The following is a 16,682-nucleotide window of genomic DNA, read 5'->3' on the forward strand; positions in this document are numbered from 1 at the left end:
TAATTCCCAGTGAAGACTCTGGTTGATCTGGGGCGCAGGTTTGCCGTGTGGGAGCCCGACCCTGCCCGTTTTCACGGCCTTTCCAGCGATTCGATGCGCGTCCATAACAATAAATGAGAACAGGAGGCGTCTTGTGAAGACCCTGTTGTATCCTGCCATCACGCTGATGAATCGCCTCAGCTTCGGCATGAAGTTCAGTCTTATCAGTGTGCTGTTCTTCCTTCCGATGTTGATCACCAACTTCTATCTCGTCCGGGATTCCTACCGGCAATTCGTCAGCACCCGCTCCGAATTGCAGAGCCTCGACCTCCTCGGGGCCAGCCTCACGGTGCGGCGCCACCTGGAAAGCCTCAACGACCTGGTGCTGATCAACTCGATGATCGGCCAGTCGGGCCAGGCCGGGGACCTGGAAACGCGCATTGCCGGCCTGGAGCAGCAGGTGCTCGCGACCCTGGAGGGCCTGGTGCCCGTGGTCAGCGAACCGGAGCAGGTGGACGCCTTCAACGCCAAGCGCGACGAGCTGATCACTGCCTTGCAGTCCGCCAAGGGAGAGACCTCCCTGCAGAGCAAGAGCGCCATGATCGAGAAGCTGCTGGGCAATGCCCAGGTCTTCATCAAGGTGGTCGCCACCCAGGCCGGCCTCAGCCAGGACGACCAGGCGGATGTCCGGCAGATCACCGAACTCATCGCCACCGCCACGCCCCAGGTCACCCAGGCCATCGGCAAGGGCCGCGCCATCGGCGCCTACTCGCTGGGACAGGGCTTCCTCAATTCCGCCGCCAGCACCAAGCTGGATGACCTGTTGCTGGACCTGGAAAAGCTCAGCGCCGAGTACGGCCTGAAGATCGCCGATGCCCTGGATGGCAGCCCACGGGCCCATCAGACGCTGGACAGTCTGGCCGCGGCGAGCCGCGACTCGCTCAAGCAGAGCGCGACGCTGTTCGAGGAGCGGGTGATCATGGCCGACACCCTCGACACGCCCTGGCAGCAGTTCTACGACCAGGCCAGCGCCGGGCTGGAGAAGACCTATCAGCTCAACGACGCGTCCCTGGGCTTCCTCAAGTCCGAGCTGGAAATCCGCCTCGCCGACAAGCGCATGCAGACGGTGCTGCTGGTGGTGGCGCTGCTGGTGGTCTTCCTGGCCATCGTCTACCTCTACAGCGGCTTCTATGTGTCCACGCGCACCACGCTCAAGAGCCTGGGCAAGGTGATGGACAAGGTCGCCGCCGGTGACATGACCGTGAGCTTTCGGGCCGAGAGCCGTGACGAGTTGGGCGAACTGGGCCAGGTCTTCAACGGCACGGTGGCCAAGATCCACGACCTGATCGAGCTGGTGGGGCACACGGTGATTGAAGTGGAGCGCCAGGCGGGCCGCGTCGAGCAGGTCTCCGGCGAAAGCAACCAGGCCGTGGCCGGGCAGCGCAGCCAGATCGAGCAGGTCGCCACCGCCATGAACCAGATGTCCGCCACGGCCCAGGAGGTGGCTCGCAGCGCCGCCGCCGCCGTGGGCAGTGCCCAGAGCGTGAATCAGGAGACCGTGAGCGGTCGTGCCCTGGTGGAGTCCCAGTTGTCCAGCATCGAGCGCCTGGCCAGCGAGATCGACCAGTCGGTGGGCGTGATCAACCAGCTGGCTGCCGACAGCGCCTCCATCAGCCGGGTGCTGGAAGTGATCAAGGGCATCGCCGAGCAGACCAACCTGCTGGCCCTCAATGCCGCCATCGAAGCGGCCCGCGCCGGCGAACAGGGGCGGGGATTCGCGGTGGTGGCGGACGAGGTGCGAACGCTCGCCAAGCGCACCCAGCAATCCACCGAGGAGATCGAGCAGATGATCGCCCGGCTGCAGGGCGGCGTCGGCGCGGCGGTGAAGGCGATGAACACCAGCCATCAGATGGCCGACGGCACCGTCAGCCAGTCCGGCAGGGTGCAGGCCGCGCTGGAGAACATCCTGGGGGCGGTGGGCATGATCGTCGACCAGAACCAGCAGATCGCCGCCGCCGCCGAACAGCAGACCGCCGTGGCCCACGATATCGACCAGAACATCGTCGAGATCAACCACGCCGGCGAGCGCACCGCCGCCGGGGCGAGCCAGACCGAGCAGGCCAGCCGCGAGCTGTCCGGGCAGGTGGCGCAGCTCAAGCAGTTGATCGGGGCCTTCCGGGTGTGAGTCCCGTGGGAGCGAGCGCGCTCGCGACCCCATTCGCCGGCGAGCCGGCTCCTACAGGTCTGCGTAAGACGCCGCATTGCCCCGTCCATGCATTGCTGTCGTAGGAGCTTGCTCGCGAAGACCCCGGCGCCATTCGCCGGCGAGCCGGCTCCTACAGGCCTGCGCGAGATGCCGCATTTGTCGTAGGAGCGAGCTTGCTCGCGAAGATCCCGGCGCCATTCGCCGGCAAGCCGGCTCCTACAGGCCTTCGCGAGATGCCGCATTTGTCGTAGGAGCGAGCTTGCTCGCGAATAGGCTCCGTTTCGCGTTCAGGTTCTTTCCTGAAGGTCATTCCAGCCGAACAGCTCGCACGCATTGCGCGTGCTGATCCGGGCCAGTTCCTCCGGGTTCACGCCGCGTATCTCCGCCAGCGCGCGGCAGATGTCCGGCAGGAACTCGGGGCTGTTACGGCCATAGGGATGCATGGCCGGCGCCATGTCCGGGGCGTCGGTTTCCAGCACGATGTCCTCCAGCGGCAGCTGCGCCACCACCTTGCGCAGGCGATTGGCCTGGGGCCAGGTCGGCGCGCCGCCCAGGCCCAGGCGGAAGCCCAGCTTGCGATACTCCCGCGCCTCCTCGACGCTGCCGGCGAAGGCGTGGACGATGCCGGCGCGCTTCAGGCGGAAACGCTTGAGCGTCGCGATCACGGCGGCGTGGCTGCGGCGCACGTGGAGCAGGACCGGTAGCTCGAACTCCGCCGCCAGGCCCAGTTGGGCCTCGAACAGCCTTTGCTGGGCATCGCGATCCAGTTCCGGCACGAAGTAATCCAGCCCGATCTCCCCCACCGCGCACAGCCGTGGATGACCCCGGTGACGATCCAGGCGCTGGCGCAGTTCCGCCAGGTGTTCCTCACGGTGCTGGGCCAGGTAGATCGGGTGCAGGCCGAAGGCGACATGGAAGTCATCGCCCTGGTTCGCCCAGTCCCAGATCCGTTGCCAGTTGCCCTGGTACACGCCCAGCAGCACCTGTCGCCTGACGCCCAGGGCGCGGCAGCGTGCCAGCACCTCGTCGCGGTCGGCGTCGAAGTCGGGGAAGTCGAGGTGGTTGTGGGTATCGATCAGCATGGCGCCAGCATATACCGGCCCCGCCCGTGCGGCATGGATGTCGATGACGAAGACGCGGCGAGAGGCCTCCTGAAAAACGATATTGAACACACGTTCATGCTGGGATATGTTCTAGCCACGGTCCGATTCGCAGCCACGAGTCGCTGACTGAAATTCATACTTTTCCTAGGGCTCGACTATGCGCTTTGCTTCGATCGTTGACCGGATGGCCGGGGCGGGAACCGCCGCCTGGGACATCCACTACGCGGCCATCGCCGCCCAGCGTGCCGGCGAGGATGTGATCGTCCTCAGCATCGGCGACCCCGATTTCGCCACCCCCGAGCCCATTACCGCCGCCGCCATCGACGCCTTGCGGGCGGGCGACACCCACTACTGCGATGTCGCGGGCCGCCCGGAACTGCGCCAGGCCATCGCCGATCTTCACGGCCGCCTCACCGGCCAGCCGGTGGGCGCCGACAGCGCCATCCTCGTGGCCGGCGCCCAGAACGGCCTGTACGCCGCCGCCATGTGCCTGCTGGAGGCGGGCGACGAGGTCATAGTGTTCGACCCCGTCTACGTCACCTACGAGGCCACCCTCAAGGCCACCGGGGCGAACCTGGTGCGAGTGCCCTGTCCGGCGGCCAGCGGGTTCCGGCCCGACCTGGACGCCCTGCGCGCGGCCATCGGCCCGCGTACCCGGGCGATCTTCTTCGCCAACCCGAACAACCCCACGGGCGTGGTGATGAACGCCGAGGAAATGCAGGCCATCGCCGACCTGGCCCAGGCCCACGACCTCTGGGTAGTGGCGGACGAGGTCTACGAGAGCCTGACCTTCGAGACGCCCCATCGCTACTTCGCCACCCTGCCGGGGATGCGTGAGCGCACGGTGAGCGTCGGCAGCCTGTCCAAGTCCCACGCCATGACCGGCTGGCGCACCGGCTGGGTGGTGGCCTGCCCGGAACTGGTGAGCCATATCGAGAACCTGGCGCTGAACGTGCTCTACGGCCTGCCCGGGTTCGTCCAGGAGGCGGTGCTGGTGGCGGTGCGTGCCTACGACGAGGTGACGGCGGACATGCGCGAACTCTACCGCCGCCGCCGTGACCTGGTGGTGGAGGCGCTGGCCGATTGCGCGCCGCTGCGGGTGCTCAAGCCCGAGGCGGGCATGTTCGTGCTGCTGGATGTGCGTGCCAGTGGCCTCAGTTCCCTGGATTTCGCCTGGAAGCTGTTCCGCGAAACCGGCGTGTCGGTGCTGGATGCCGCCGCCTTCGGGCCGGCCGCCGAAGGCTTCGTGCGACTTTCCTACAGCCTGGGCGAGGAGCAGTTGCTCGATGCCTGCCGCCGCATTCGTCGATTCGCCGCCGGCCTGACGTCGCGCCCGGTGATCGAGGGGCCCTGTTCGGCCGAGGCGGCTCCCGTGGCGGCGGAGCGTCCGATGCGCGTCCAGGTGGAGGATATCCACAAGCGCTTCGGCGAGTTCGAGGTGCTCAAGGGGGTGTCCTTGTCGGCACGTGAGGGCGATGTCGTGTCCCTGATCGGCGCCAGCGGTTCGGGCAAGAGCACCCTCCTGCGCTGCATCAACCTGCTGGAGATTCCCAACCAGGGGAGCATCAGTGTCGACGGCGAACGGATTCGCCTGTCCACCGACCGCATCGGCGAACCCCGGGTGGCGGACGCGAAACAGCTCACGCGCATCCGCTCGCGCCTGGGCATGGTTTTCCAGGGCTTCAACCTCTGGCCTCATCGCACGGTGCTGGAAAACCTCATCGAGGCGCCCATCCAGGTGCTCAAGGAGAGCCGTGTCGAAGCCGTGGAGCGGGCCGAGGCGCTGCTGGAGCGCGTGGGCCTGGCCGCCAAGCGCGACGAATACCCGTCCTTCCTGTCCGGTGGCCAGCAGCAGCGGGTGGCCATCGCCCGCGCGCTGGCGGTGGAGCCCAAGGTGATGCTGTTCGACGAGCCCACCTCGGCCCTGGACCCGGAACTGGTGGGCGAGGTGCTGCGGGTCATCCGCTCGTTGGCCGAGGAGGGCCGGACCATGATCCTGGTGACCCACGAAATGGCCTTCGCCCGCGATGTGTCCAGTCACGTGGCCTTCCTCCACCAGGGGCGGATCGAGGAAGAGGGGCATCCCGACGAGGTGTTCCTGAAGCCGGGCAGCGAGCGCTGCCGGCAGTTCGTCAACGCTCACCGGAATCGATGAGACAGGCCGCTTCGGCGGCAGGTGCTACAGGCTCTAACCAAAAACAAGACCACACAGGGCAGGGGAACACCATGAAGAAGACTCGATGGACAGGTTGGATGGCGGGTGCGGCGATGCTGGTGGCCGGCGCGGCGGGCGCCCAGGCCGAGACCCTGAGATTCGCGATAGCGGCCGAGCCCTATCCGCCCTTCTCCCAGAAGCAGCCGGATGGACGGTGGACGGGGTTCGAGCCCGACCTGATCCAGGTGCTCTGCACGCAGATGCAGGCCCGCTGCGAGATCGAGGAGGTGGCCTGGGACGGCCTGATCCCCGCACTGATGGCGAAGAAGGTGGACATCATCTTCAACTCCATGTCCGTCACCGAGGAGCGTGAGCGGCAGATCGCCTTCAGCCGTGCCTATTACGACACGCCGGTGGCCGTGGCCGCGCCCCAGGCGGTGGATGTCGCCATCACCCCCGAGGGCCTGAAGGGCAAGGTGGTCGGGGTGCAGCTGTCCACCGTCAGCTCCAACTACCTGAAGAAGTACTACGAGCACATCGCCGACCTGCGCTACTACGACACCCAGGACTCGGTGAACGCTGACCTGGTGGCCGGGCGCATCGACCTGATGATGGCCGATGGCATCGCCATCAGCGCCTTCCTCAAGTCCCCCGATGCCCAGGCTTCGGGCATCGAGTACAAGGGCGAAGTGCCCCATGACCCGCTGTTCGGCCGGGGTGTCGCGGCTGGCCTGCGCAAGGACGACCAGGCCCTCAAGGCGCGCCTCGACGAAGCCATCGGCACGCTGCTGGCCAGCGAGGACTACAAGGTCATTTCCGCCAGGTACTTCGACGTGAGCGTCGCGCCCCGGCAATGACCCGGTGACCGCCCCGCGCCGGGGCGGTCCGCTTCCACTTCCCTTCGAGGTGTCCTGATGTCGTCCTATTTCGAGCTGGTGGGCTTCGGCCCGCAGGGCTGGGGACCCGCGTTGCTCCAGGGATTGCAGGTGACCCTGGAGATCTCTGTGGGTGCCTTTCTCACCGGCCTGTTCATCGGGCTCTGGGTGGCCCTCATCAAGCTGAACGGCCCACGGCCGCTCGCACGCCTGATGGCGGGCTACACCACGCTGTGCCGGGCGGTGCCCGAACTGCTGCTGATCCTCCTGCTGTTCTACGCCGGTTCCATGGGGATCAACGAGCTGCTGGGCTGGCTCGGCCATACCGAGGTCAAGCTCAACGGCACCCTGGTGGCGATCCTGGTGCTGGGCCTGGTGCAGGGCGCCTACGCCTCGGAGGTCCTGCGGGGCGCGATCCAGGCCATTCCCCAGGGGCAGGTCGAGGCGGCCCGGGCCTTTGGCATGAGCGGCTTCAGCCTGTTCCGCCGGGTCACCCTCCCGGCCATGGCGCCCAACGCCCTGGCCGGCATGGCGAACCTCTGGCTCAACCTGCTCAAGGACAGCGCCCTGATCAGCGTGGTGGGCACCAGTGAGCTGCTCTTCACCGCCAAGCAGGCGGCGGGTTCAACCCGCCAGTACCTGCTGTTCTACCTCACCGTCGCGGCCTTCTATTACGGGCTGACGCTGCTTTCCAACCTGTTCTCCGGATGGCTGGAGCGTCGCTTCCGGCGCTGGATGCCGTCGGTGTGAGGAAACGCGCATGACCCTACCGAACTGGATCACCGAGTATGCCGGCCTGCTGTTCAGCGGACTGGCCACCACCCTGCAGCTGCTGGCGATCTCCGCGACGCTGGGCTTCATCCTGGCCATGGGGGTGGCATTGGCGCGGATCTCGCGCAACCCGCTGCTGGCCGGGGCGAGCCTGGCCTACACCAGCGTGATACGCGGGACACCGCTGCTGGTGCAGATCTACCTCTTCTATTACGGCGTCGGCAGCCTGTTCGCCACCTTCCCGCTGATTCGCGGCAGTTTCCTCTGGCCGTATCTGCGGGACGGCTTCTGGTACATCGTGCTGGCGTTGGTGCTCTCCGTGGGCGCCTACGTGGGCGAGGTGATCCGCGGTGGCCTGAAGTCCGTCCCGCGCGGTGAGCTGGAAGCGGCGTCGGCCTTCGGCATGAACCGTCGCCAGGTCCTGACGCGGGTCTGGCTGCCCCGGGCGTTGCGCCAGCTTCTGCCTACCCTGGCGGGTGAAACGGTGCTGCTGCTCAAGTCCACCGCCCTGGCCTCCACCGTCGCGGTCGTGGACCTGCTGGGCGCGGCCAACGTGGTGCGGGCGCAGACCTTCCAGATCTACCAGCCGTTGCTGCTGGTGGCGGGCATCTACATCTGCCTCACCTTCCTGATCGAGACCCTGGCGTCGCGGATGGAACGGCGAGGCTCGATGCGACGAGTCTGATCAGGGGAGCGCTGGTGCGTTGGTTGCCGGCCGATTGACAGGCCGGGCCTCAGGCGTAGGCCCCGGCGCGCAGGCTGGCGATCCAGCGGCGGCTGATCTCCAGGCCGTCCTCGGCGCTGATGTTGGCCGGATTCAGGCACCACTCCAGCCAGAGTCCGTCCAGCATCGCCGAGAAGCCGATGGCGGCGAGGCGGGGCTTGGCGATGGCGAAGCCTTCCTTGCGCGAGAGGTCCGACAGCAGCCCTTCCAGCATGCGCAGGGTGCCGCCGTAGGTGCGCTCATGGGCCTCGTTCACCTGGGGCGAGTGGCGGATCAGGCTCCAGAACACCACCCAGGGGCTGAGCAGGTCCGGGTTCAGCGCGACGGGGGAGAAGTAGGCGTTGAGGAAGGCGTCGAGGCGCGCTTCGGGGTCCTCGCCAGCCGCTTCCAGGCAGGCCCGGAGCGACTGGTTCACCTCGCTGGCGAGGGTCTCGTAGGCCTGGGCCACCAGGGCGTCGATGCTGCCGAAGTAGTGATTGATCAGGCCGATGGCGACATTGGCTTCCCTGGCGATGCGGCGCACGGAAATGCCCGCGTGGCCCTCGGCCACCAGGCAGCGCAGGGCGGCTCGCACCAGGTGCTCGCGGCGCTCGTCGGGGTTGGTTCGGGGTTGTCTTTCGCGGGGCGTATCCAAGGGGTGAGTTCCTTCGCAGGATGGGCCGGGATAGTACCGCCTGGCCCGTTGGCGAACCAAGTGTCCGGCATCGACCGGCGACCATGGGAGGCATGACATGATCCACGACGTTTCCTTCACCGTACCAGGCGATTCGGGCGCCCCGCTGCGGGTCCCCGCATGGCGTCTGGACAGCGGCCTGCCGGGCCCCAGGGCCCACTTGCAGGCCGGCGTCCATGGGGATGAGATCGCCGGCATGCTGGTGTTGCACAAACTGCTGCCGCGTCTCGCCGAAGCGGCGGCGAGGGGCCTGCTGCGGGGGAGCGTGACCCTGGTTCCCCAGGCCAATCCCCTGGGTATCGCGCAGTTCCGCCAGGGGCGCATCCTCGGACGTGTGCATGAGCCCAGCAGCCGCAATTTCAATCGCGGCTTTCCCGGTTCGGCCGCCCAGGAGCGGCCGCTGGGCAATTTGGCGGTCTGGCAGAAGGGATTGGCGGAGCTGGCGGCCCAGGCCGACATCGTGCTCGACCTGCACACCGACGATGAAGCGCTGCCCTACCTCTACCTGCACCAGTGCTTCTGGCCTGCGGGCGAAGACCTGGCGACCGCCCTGGGCGCGGAGGTGGCGATTCTCTGGGAGGGTGACAGCGATGGCGCCTTCGAGGAGGTGGTGATCGCCCCCTGGCTCGCGGAAGGGCGTTTCGAGGGGCGGCTGGTGTCCACCGTCGAGCTGCGTGGCCAGGGCGACGTGAGCGATGCCCTGGCGGAACGGGATGCCGACGGCCTCTATGATTTCCTCCGAGCCCGTGGACTGATCGCCGATCCCGTGCAGTTGCCGGAGTGGCGCGGCCGGGCGGTTCCCATCGGGCAGATGGAGACCGTCTTCGCGCCGACCTCCGGGGTCCTGGTATTCGAGCGGGAGCTGGGGGACCTCGTCCAGGCCGGCGAACGCTTCGCCCGGGTCATCGCCACCCCGGGCGACCCGGCGAGCGAACGGGCGCTGGTGGCGCCCCAGGCGGGACTGATGCTGACCCGCTACCGCGACCGGTTGGTGCCCCAGGGCGCGATAGTGGCCAAGTTCACCGGATCCGAGCCATCCAGTACCTGGGCCGGCGGCGCCCTCGACCCCTAGAAGCCGGCTTGCCGGCGAATGCGCGGGTGGCTTTCGCGGGCGAGCCCGCTCCCACAGGAACGGGCTGGTCGTAGGAGCCGGCTTGCCGGCGAATGCGCGGGAGGCTTTCGCGAGCGAGCTCGCTCCTACAGGGATGGGGTGGTCGTAGGAGCCGGCTTGCCGGCGAACGCGCGGGAGGCTTTCGCGAGCGAGCCCGCTCCTACAGGGATGGGGGTGATCGTAGGAGCCGGCTTGCCGGCGAATGGGCGGGGTGGCTTTTGCTAGCTCGCTCCTACAGCCAGATGGCATTCCAAAAGGGGTAATCCGCCAACCGTTCGACCAGCCCGGCCCTCAGCGGATTGGCAACCACATAACGGGCCACCGTCTTCACGTCTTCATCGCTGCGAAGCGCGTGGTCGTGAAAGCCTTTCTGCCAAAGGCGGCCGCTTCGATTTCGCAATGCATTCACCGCAATGGCGGAGCGTGACTTCAGTCTTCGGGTGTGATCCTCCAGCTTTCCGTTGTGCAGTTGGACAAGCTAATGGAGGTGGTCCGGCATCAACACCCAGGTCAGGGTCCGCAGGGCGGTCGATTCTTCCATGGCGTGAATTTCCCGGGCGACAGCACAGGCGGAGTCCCAGCAGTTGAACAGGGGCGATCGTTCATGGGTAACCGTGGTCAGCAGGTAGATCCGGCCCGGCTCGGAAATCCTGCCCTTGCGCAGGTTTCGTCCTTGATAGCGCATCCGTTGCGCTCCTCCTTCGAGTGGAGCGGGGAGGGTTGCGTAGGCCCTTTGGCGAGGCAAGGGGACGGTTGTAGGAGCCGGCTTGCCGGCGAACGCGCGGGTGGCTTTCGCGAGCGAGCTCGCTCCTACAGGGATGGGGTGGTCGTAGGAGCCGGCTTGCCGGCGAATGCGCGGGTGGCTTTCGCGAGTGAGCTCGCTCCTACAGGGATGGGGTGATCGTAGGAGCCGGCTTGCCGGCGAATGCGCGGGTGGCTTTCGCGAGCGAGCTCGCTCCTACAGGGATGGGGTGATCGTAGGAGCCGGCTTGCCGGCGAATGCGCGGGTGGCTTTCGCGAGCGAGCTCGCTCCTACAGGGATGGGGTGATCGTAGGAGCCGGCTTGCCGGCGAATGCGTGGGAGGCCTTCGCGAGCGAGCTCGCTCCTACAGAGATGGGATGATCGTAGGAGCCGGCTTGCCGGCGAACGCGCGGGTGGCTTTCGCGAGCGAGCTCGCTCCTACAGGGATGGGGTGGTCGTAGGAGCCGGCTTGCCGGCGAATGCGCGGGTGGCTTTCGCGGGCGAGCTCGCTTACATGGGGAGCATCAATGGTGCTCGCGGGTGGCGCGGAATTTGATGTCCGGCCAGCGCTCTTCCATCAGGCTGAGGTTGACGCGGGTGGGGGCCAGGTAGGTGAGGTGGCCGCCGCCATCGACGGCGAGGTTCTCGAAGGCCTTGTCCTGGAACTCCTTGAGCTTCTTCTCGTCCTTGCACTCGATCCAGCGCGCCGACCAGACGTTGATCGCCTCGTAGGCGCACTCGACCTTGTATTCCTCCTTGAGGCGGCTGGCGACCACGTCGAACTGCAGTACGCCCACGGCGCCGAGGATGATGTCGTTGTTGCGCTGGGGGAAGAACACCTGGGTGGCGCCTTCCTCGGCCAGTTCCTGCAGGCCCTGGCGCAGCTGCTTGGACTTCAGCGGGTCCTTCAGGCGCACGCGGCGGAACAGTTCCGGGGCGAAGTGGGGGATGCCGGTGAAGCCCAGGGCCTCGCCCTCGGTGAAGGTGTCGCCGATCTGGATGGTGCCGTGGTTGTGCAGGCCGATGATGTCGCCGGCATAGGCCTCTTCCAGTTGCTCACGCTCGCTGGAGAAGAAGGTCAGGGCGTCGGCGATCTTCACGTCCTTGCCGAGGCGCACGTGGCGCATTTTCATGCCCTTCTCGTACTTGCCCGAGCAGATGCGCATGAAGGCGATGCGGTCGCGGTGTTTCGGGTCCATGTTCGCCTGGATCTTGAACACGAAGCCGGAGAACTTCTCCTCGGTGGGTTCCACATTGCGCTCGTGGGTGGCGCGGGACAGCGGCTGCGGCGCCCAGTCGACGATGCAGTCCAGAACCTGGTCCACACCGAAGTTGCCCAGGGCGGTACCGAAGAACACCGGGGTCATCTCGCCCTTGAGGAAGGCCTCCTTGTCGAACTCATGGCAGGCGCCCTGCACCAGCTCCAGTTCCTCGAGGAAGTTGTCGTAGAGGTCGCCCAGGTGGGCGCGGGCCTCGTCGGAGTCCAGTTTCTCGATGACTCGGGTCTCGATGCGCTCGTGGCCGTGGCCCGGCACGTAGACGATGATCCTGTCCTCGGCCAGGTGGTAGACGCCCTTGAAGTCCTTGTAGCAGCCGATGGGCCAGGTGATGGGGGCGGCCTTGATCTTCAGCACCGCCTCGATCTCGTCCAGCAGCTCGATGGGGTCGCGGATGTCGCGGTCCAGCTTGTTGATGAAGCTGACGATGGGGGTGTCGCGCAGGCGGCAGACTTCCATCAGGGCGATGGTGCGCGGCTCGACGCCCTTGCCACCGTCCAGCACCATCAGCGCCGAGTCCACCGCGGTCAGGGTGCGGTAGGTGTCTTCGGAGAAGTCCTCGTGGCCGGGGGTGTCGAGCAGGTTGATCATGTGCTCGCGGTAGGGGAACTGCATCACCGAGGTGGTGATGGAGATGCCGCGCTGCTTTTCCATCTCCATCCAGTCGGAGGTGGCATGACGATCGGACTTGCGCGACTTCACGGTACCGGCGACCGAGATGGCCTTGCCCATCAGCAGCAGCTTCTCGGTGATGGTGGTCTTACCGGCGTCGGGGTGGGAAATGATCGCGAAGGTGCGGCGTTTCGCGACTGCGGCGGCCTGGATGGTCATGGAGTGATGCCTGCTGGAATGCGGTGACGGGGCGCGGACGGCCCGGAAAAGCGCGGGATTATAGCGGGAAACGGCCCGCCGATCAGCGCCGCCGGGCGTGATCCACCCCAGAGGGCGGATACGCGCCCGCGAGGCCTCTGGTAGAGGCGGGCGCCATCCCCCGGTCATTCCCCTGTAACCCGCATCTGTGCAGCATTTCAGGGCGTTTTGTTGAAGATAAGAAACAGTCAATCAGGCAGGCGACAACCGGGTGCGAAACAGCGGCAATTTTTGATTGCTATCAAGGGCTCGTGGTCCTAAAGTTCGCGCCCGAACGTCCATGCTGGCAACGATCCATCCGGCTCAAGTACTGACGACGAGAGGTTTGAGGTCGGAAACGACTGAAGATCCTCGGCGACATGCCTTGGGAAGTAGGCGAACCAAAGTGGGGAAACTGATCAGACGTTCCGGTCCGTTGTCCATAAAAGGACAGGGCCACCCCTGACAACTTTCGTTTGTTTTGCCATATGGAGTCCCTCGCATGTCGATCAAGGTCGAAGACTACTTCTCGCCCGAAACTTTCCAGCGCATGAAGGCATTTGCCGACAAGCAAGAAACCCCGTTCGTGATGATCGACAAGCAGACCATCGCCGACTCCTACGATCAGTTGGTCAACTGCTTCCCCTTCGCCAAGATCTACTACGCGGTGAAGGCCAACCCGGCCACCGAGATCACCGAGCTGCTGCGTGACAAGGGCTCCAACTTCGACATCGCCTCCATCTACGAGCTGGACAAGGTGATGAAGACCGGCGTCGGCCCGGAGCGCATCAGCTACGGCAACACCATCAAGAAAGCCCGCGACATCCGCTACTTCTACGAGAAGGGCGTGCGCCTGTTCGCCACCGACTCCGAGGCCGACCTGCGCAACATCGCCAAGGCCGCTCCGGGCGCCAAGGTCTATGTGCGCATCCTCACCGAGGGTTCCACCTCCGCCGACTGGCCGCTGTCGCGCAAGTTCGGCTGCAACCCGGACATGGCGCTGGACCTGCTGATCCTCGCCAAGCAACTGGGCCTGGTGCCCTATGGCGTGTCCTTCCACGTGGGCAGCCAGCAGCGCGACATCGACGTCTGGGACGCCGCCATCGCCAAGGTCAAGGTGATCTTCGAGCGCCTGAAGGAAGAGGACGGCATCACCCTGCAGATGATCAACATGGGTGGCGGCTTCCCGGCCAACTACATCCAGCGCACCAACAGCCTGGAAACCTACGCCGAGGAAATCATCCGCTTCCTCAAGGAAGACTTCGGCGACGAGCTGCCGGAAATCATCCTCGAGCCGGGCCGCTCCCTGATCGCCAACGCCGGCATCCTGGTCTCCGAAGTGGTCCTGGTGGCGCGCAAGTCCCGTACCGCCGTCGAGCGTTGGGTCTACACCGACGTGGGCAAGTTCTCCGGCCTGATCGAAACCATGGACGAGTCCATCAAGTTCCCGATCTGGGTAGAGAAGAAGGGCGAGATGGAGGAAGTGGTGATCGCCGGTCCGACCTGCGACAGCGCCGACATCATGTACGAGCACTACAAGTACGGCCTGCCGCTGAACCTGGCCGCCGAAGACCGCCTCTACTGGCTGTCCACCGGCGCCTACACCACCAGCTACAGCGCCGTGGAATTCAATGGCTTCCCGCCGCTGAAGTCCTACTACCTGTAAGATTCGCCGCTCCCGAGAAGCCCGCCTCCTGGCGGGCTTCGTCGTTCTGCCGTAGGCGAAATCCGGTTGCGCGGCGGGCATTTCCCAAGCGCAATCGGACGGATGTTAATGAGAGTATTTATCAAATAGGTTCCTTTCCCTTATCACCGAGGGAGGAACCCCCATGAAGTACCTGGCACCCCGCACACAACCGGGCATCCGTCACTGGCTGGCCGCCGGCATCGGCCTCGCGATCACCCAGGCTGGCGCCGTCGAAAGTCCCCGGCCGGGCGACGGGCTGGAACTGGAAGAGCTGCGTATCCAGGACCGCCGGGCCGATGACTACCGCACGGAGCGCTCGGCGTCGGCGAAGAACGCGGTACCGCTGCTGGATACGCCCCAGACCATCACCGTAGTACCCGCGCAGGTCATGCGAGACCAGCAGGCGCTGAGTCTGCGCCAGGTGCTGACCAACCTGTCCGGTATCACCTTCAACGCCGGCGAGGGCGGTGGCGGGTCGGGTGACAGCATCAACATCAGGGGGTTCTCCGCCAACGCCAACCTGCAGATCGACGGCCTGCGCGACAGCGCCCAGAACAACCGCACCGACACCTTCAACATCGAGCAGATCGAAGTCATCAAGGGGCCCAACTCGGTGTTCGGCGGCGCCGGCACCACCGGTGGCAGCGTCAACCAGATCAGCAAGCAGCCCGGTTTCGAGTCTTTCAGCCACCTGGGCCTGGGGCTGGGCACCGACCATTACCGGCGCCTGACCCTGGACAGCAACCAGCCGTTGCAGGAACTGGGCAGCGGCAGCGCCTTCCGCCTCAACCTCATGGCCCACGACGACGAGATTCCCGGCCGCAAACGGCTGGAGCGCGAGCGCTGGGGCGTGGCGCCTTCGCTGTTGCTGGGCCTGGGCGAGGACTCCAGCCTGACCCTGAGCTACTTCCACCAGCGCGACGACAACGACCCCGACTACGGCGTCCCCGCGCTCCGGGGCGAGCGCCTTCCCGGCGTGCAGCGCAACGCCTATTTCGGCTGGCGCAACCTGGATCGCGAGCGCATCGACAGCGACGCCTTCACGGTGCGCCTGGACCACCGGTTCAGCGACGAGCTGGCCCTGCAGAACCTGACCCGCTACAGCGAGGTGGACCGCGACACCGTCATCTCCGCCTCCCACGTCAACCTCGATCGACGCCGGGGTGGCGGTGCGCCCGGCCCCGTGCTGGCGCCGGGGCAGTACCTGCCCGCCGGTCCCCAGGCCTACGGCCGGGACGTCACCAGCCGCATGTGGATCAACCAGACCAACCTCACGGCCGAGTTCGACACCCTGGGTATCGGCCATACCCTGGTGACCGGCGCCGAGTTCTCCCGCGAGACCTACCACCGCACCACCTACAGCTACGGCCTGACGTTCCCGGACGAAGGTTATCCCCTGGCCTCGCCGCCCGGTCACTGGAGCGGTCCGACCCGGAAGGCCGACTCCGGTTACCTCTCCACGCGTCTCTACGACCGGGCCCTGTATGCCTTCGACACCCTCGCCCTGAGCCCGCAGTGGGACCTCAGCCTGGGCCTGCGCTACGACTGGCTGGACGGCGTCGCCCGGAACAGCAGCCTGAGCAAGGGGGACTGGGTGGCGACCGACAACGCCTCCAGCGACGAGCGTCTGAGCGGTCGGGCCGGGCTGGTCTACAAACCGGTGGAGAACGGCCGCTTCTACCTGGCCTACGGCAACTCCTTCAACCCCAGCGCCGAGAACCTCGCCACCTCGGGCGCCGGGCTGAGCGCGGCGACCGAGGATCTCGACCCGGAGAAGAACCGCAGCCGGGAGCTGGGCACCAAATGGGAGCTGCTGGAGCGGCGCCTGCAGCTGGACGCGGCGCTGTTCCGCGTCGAGAAGCTCAACGCCCGGACCCAGCTCACCGACGGCACCACCGTGCTCGCCGGCAACCAGCGGGTGCAGGGCCTGGAGCTGGGCCTCACGGGTGAGCTGAGCGAGCGCTGGAAGGTTTTCAGCAACTTCACCTTCCTGGACAGCGAGACCCTCAAGGCCGTCAACGAGCGGGTCGGCGTCTCCGCCAAGGGGCAGGCGCTGGCCAACACCCCACCCCGTTCCTTCAACCTCTGGAGCACCTATGACCTCGACGCCGGCTGGCGACTGGGCTACGGCGCCCGCTACGTGAGCCAGCGCAACCTCACCAGCAACGACGATGGCGTCAAGCTGGGCGCCTATTGGGTCCACAGCGCCATGCTCGGTTATCGCGCCAGCGACAGCCTCGATCTGCAGTTGAACCTCGACAACCTGTTCGATCGCCAGTATGTGGAACGCGTGCGTACCCAGCTCGGCACCGTCCGGGGCGGCGGCAGCAGCGGGGCACGATCCTCGGCCATCGAGTACGGCGACGCCCGCGCGGTGACGCTGACGGCCACCCTGTCCTTCTGAGGCTCCAGGCCGCGCCTGCGGGCGCGGCACTCTGTCCCGGTTCCTTGCCTGGTGCGCCGCGCGTAAGATGTCGCCATCATTTGCGAACGCTTATCAGCAGCTTTATTGCCCGGGAGGGTACCCGCC

At 66.3% G+C, this 16,682-nt stretch carries 11 protein-coding genes and 1 pseudogene; 8 read left to right on the forward strand and 4 right to left on the reverse strand.

From position 1 onward, the window contains the following. Positions 1 to 133: 133 nt before the first annotated feature. On the forward strand, positions 134 to 2,164 hold the full coding sequence (locus KF707C_RS04560; RefSeq protein ID WP_003452464.1) for a methyl-accepting chemotaxis protein: 2,031 nt from the start codon (positions 134 to 136) through the stop codon (positions 2,162 to 2,164). Positions 2,165 to 2,472: 308 nt separating this feature from the next. Here KF707C_RS04560 and KF707C_RS04565 read toward each other — a convergent pair whose 3' ends face one another. After that, complete coding sequence (locus tag KF707C_RS04565) at positions 2,473 to 3,267, reverse strand: TatD family hydrolase (RefSeq protein WP_036993055.1); 795 nt, start codon at positions 3,265 to 3,267, stop codon at positions 2,473 to 2,475. 178 nt (positions 3,268 to 3,445) lie between these two features. Between KF707C_RS04565 and KF707C_RS29900 the strand changes: the two genes are divergently transcribed. From KF707C_RS29900 to KF707C_RS04585, 4 genes are all read left to right on the forward strand, one after another. Then, positions 3,446 to 5,443 carry an aminotransferase class I/II-fold pyridoxal phosphate-dependent enzyme gene (locus tag KF707C_RS29900; protein ID WP_036993052.1) on the forward strand — a complete coding sequence of 666 codons (1,998 nt, stop codon included), beginning with the start codon at positions 3,446 to 3,448 and terminating at the stop codon, positions 5,441 to 5,443. Between the two features lie 71 nt (positions 5,444 to 5,514). Further along, entirely contained in the window at positions 5,515 to 6,300 is a 786-nt protein-coding gene (locus KF707C_RS04575) for a transporter substrate-binding domain-containing protein (RefSeq protein ID WP_003452455.1), read from the forward strand. 57 nt (positions 6,301 to 6,357) lie between these two features. Next, a complete protein-coding gene (locus KF707C_RS04580) occupies positions 6,358 to 7,068 on the forward strand; it encodes an ABC transporter permease (RefSeq protein WP_003452452.1) in 711 nt (236 codons plus the stop codon). Positions 7,069 to 7,078: 10 nt separating this feature from the next. Next, positions 7,079 to 7,774 (forward strand): ABC transporter permease, encoded by a 696-nt coding sequence (locus KF707C_RS04585; RefSeq protein WP_003452449.1) that lies wholly within the window; start codon positions 7,079 to 7,081, stop codon positions 7,772 to 7,774. A gap of 49 nt (positions 7,775 to 7,823) precedes the next feature. Here KF707C_RS04585 and KF707C_RS04590 read toward each other — a convergent pair whose 3' ends face one another. Next, positions 7,824 to 8,447: a TetR/AcrR family transcriptional regulator gene (locus tag KF707C_RS04590; RefSeq protein ID WP_003452446.1), complete on the reverse strand. Its 624-nt coding sequence runs from the start codon at positions 8,445 to 8,447 to the stop codon at positions 7,824 to 7,826. Positions 8,448 to 8,544: 97 nt separating this feature from the next. Between KF707C_RS04590 and KF707C_RS04595 the strand changes: the two genes are divergently transcribed. Further along, the gene (locus tag KF707C_RS04595; RefSeq protein WP_003452443.1) at positions 8,545 to 9,558 is read left to right on the forward strand and encodes a M14 family metallopeptidase; all 1,014 of its coding nucleotides are present in this window, start codon (positions 8,545 to 8,547) and stop codon (positions 9,556 to 9,558) included. A gap of 271 nt (positions 9,559 to 9,829) precedes the next feature. On the opposite strand, the pseudogene KF707C_RS30070 reads toward KF707C_RS04595, so the two are convergent. After that, positions 9,830 to 10,282 (reverse strand): annotated as a pseudogene (locus KF707C_RS30070) (REP-associated tyrosine transposase). Between the two features lie 581 nt (positions 10,283 to 10,863). After that, positions 10,864 to 12,447, reverse strand: coding sequence for a peptide chain release factor 3 (locus KF707C_RS04605; protein ID WP_003452032.1), 1,584 nt, complete (start codon positions 12,445 to 12,447; stop codon positions 10,864 to 10,866). Positions 12,448 to 12,967: 520 nt separating this feature from the next. On the opposite strand from KF707C_RS04605, the gene KF707C_RS04610 reads away from it, so the two are divergent. Then, positions 12,968 to 14,131, forward strand: a complete 1,164-nt coding sequence (locus KF707C_RS04610) for a type III PLP-dependent enzyme (protein WP_003452030.1) — start codon at positions 12,968 to 12,970, stop codon at positions 14,129 to 14,131. A gap of 163 nt (positions 14,132 to 14,294) precedes the next feature. Continuing rightward, complete coding sequence (locus KF707C_RS04615; protein WP_003452029.1) at positions 14,295 to 16,556, forward strand: TonB-dependent receptor; 2,262 nt, start codon at positions 14,295 to 14,297, stop codon at positions 16,554 to 16,556. Positions 16,557 to 16,682 lie beyond the last annotated feature (126 nt).

The organism is Pseudomonas furukawaii, assembly GCF_002355475.1.
Taxonomy (GTDB): domain Bacteria; phylum Pseudomonadota; class Gammaproteobacteria; order Pseudomonadales; family Pseudomonadaceae; genus Metapseudomonas; species Metapseudomonas furukawaii.